The organism is Desulfovibrio sp. 1188_IL3213, from assembly GCF_036763145.1.
GTDB lineage: Bacteria > Desulfobacterota > Desulfovibrionia > Desulfovibrionales > Desulfovibrionaceae > Desulfovibrio.
Map to the genome: position 1 here is coordinate 1 of NZ_JBAIYR010000407.1, position 2,024 is coordinate 2,024.

2 protein-coding genes are annotated in these 2,024 nt (G+C 61.2%); one reads left to right on the forward strand and one right to left on the reverse strand.

From position 1 onward, the window contains the following. The coding region (locus V6C16_RS11990; protein WP_333543306.1) for an L-cysteine desulfidase family protein at positions 1 to 1,034 on the forward strand (1,034 nt) is incomplete at its 5' end. Between the two features lie 352 nt (positions 1,035 to 1,386). Here V6C16_RS11990 and V6C16_RS11995 read toward each other — a convergent pair. Then, positions 1,387 to 2,024: amidase (locus V6C16_RS11995; RefSeq protein ID WP_333543307.1), on the reverse strand; the 638-nt coding region annotated here is incomplete at its 5' end.

Here is a 2,024-nt window from a genome sequence, read left to right on the forward strand (position 1 = left end):
GCTGCAGCCTGGGGCTTGAATGCCTGCGGCATATGGACGAGGCCCAGGTGGCGGCGGCCAAGGCCCTTGTGGAAGCCGGAAACGTGGCGCTGAAGCTGGCGGACAATGACCTGCTGCTTTACTGCACCGTGACGGCCCACGCACAGGGGCATAGCGGCAAAGCCGAACTTGTGGACAGTCATGCCAATATCACGCGGGTATGGCGTGACGGCAAGCTCGTGTTCGCCAAGGAAGAACAGGCGGAAAGCGAAACCGGCCAGGGCCGCCCCTGGCCTCTGACCCTGTCGGGCATTTATGACTTTGCCGTGGGCGCTCCCCTTGAGGACATATCATTTATCCTTGAAGCCGCGCGCATGAACCGCACGGTGGCCGAAGAAGGGCTGAAAAGCCAGTACGGGCTTGCCGTGGGCAAAAGCATGGATGCCCAGATCCGTCAGCGCATTCTGGCGGACGACATGGCCTCCTTTGCCGTCAAGCTCACTGCGGCGGCTGCCGACGCGCGCATGGCGGGCATCATGATGCCTGTCATGAGCAATTCCGGCAGCGGCAATCAGGGCATTACCTGCACCATGCCGGTGGTGGCCTGCGCCATCCGTCTGCAGATCGGCGATGAAGCCCTGACCCGGGCGCTTATCATGAGCCATCTCACGTCCATCCATGTCAAGCATCATCTGGGGCGGCTCTCTGCCCATTGCGGGGCCATGGTGGCCGGTACGGCCTCTGGCTGCGGCATAGCCATGCTGCTCGGCGGTGGCCTCAGGGAAATGGAAATGACCGTGCGCAACATGGTGGGCAACATGGCGGGCATGATCTGCGACGGGGCAAAAAGCTCCTGCGCGCTCAAGGTCGCCTCGGCCGTGGGCGCGGGTATACAGGCCGCCATGCTTGCCATGAGCGGTTCCGCCGTGCCCGGCAATGAAGGTATTGTGGATGATGACATTGAGGTCTGCATCGCCAATCTGGGACGTCTGGGGTCCACCGGCATGCGCGAGACCGACAAGGTCATTCTGGATATCATGCTGCACAAGAGCTAAAGCCCTTCAGGCGAAAGAGATGCATAAAAAAGGAAGCGTACCCCGTTTGCTGCGGCGTACGCTTCCTTTTTGTGTTTTCTGCTGCTCACGGGCGCGGCCCGTTTAGAGCAATTTCACTTTGAAATTGCTCTGGCGGCTGCGTGAGCAGACGTTCGCTACGGAGGCGTAAGCGCAGTTTATCTGCGCGGTTAAACGCCGAAGTGAGCGTGCCTTAAACTTTGAGAATGTATATTCTCAAAGTTAATCTGCTCTAGTCCGGGCTGTCTGGTCTTGCCCGCAAGCGCGTGCGCGGTGTGCATTTTTGCCCTTGGGGTGCGCGGCAACTGCCGCACAGGTCAGGCTGCCGTGTCTTTTACAGCGCAGGCATGCCGATGCCGGGCAGCGCCTCTTCCAGACTGTACCCAAGGGCCAGCAGCGGCGCTTCTTCAAAGGGTTTGCCGATGAGCTGCATGCCGACGGGCATGCCGCTTTCCTTTCCAAGGCCCACAGGCAGGGACAGGCCCGGCAGACCGGCCAGGTTCAGCGACAGGGTGTAGGCGTCCATAAGGTATATCTGCAAGGGATCAGCGGTATTGCCGCCCATATCGCGCGCAGTCACGGGAGATACGGGGGCCAGCAGGGCATCGCACTGGCCGAGGGCCGCGAGCAGTTCGTCACGGATAAGACGGCGCACCTGTGCGGCCTTGCGGTAGTAGGCATCGTAATAGCCGGATGACAGCACATAGGCCCCAAGCATGATACGGCGTTTGACTTCCGGCCCGAAGCCTTCGGTGCGGCTGTGCACATAAAGGTCATCAAGATTCTTGATGTCCGCCGAGCGGTGGCCGAAGCGCACGCCGTCGAAACGGGCCAGGTTGGAGCTGGCTTCGGCCATGGCGATAATGTAGTAGGTGGCGATGGCCGCGTCCGTATGGGGCAGGCTTACTTCCACCAGTTCCGCGCCCTGCTCCCTGGCCGTCTGTATGGCGGCCTCGCAGGCTGCGCGCACTT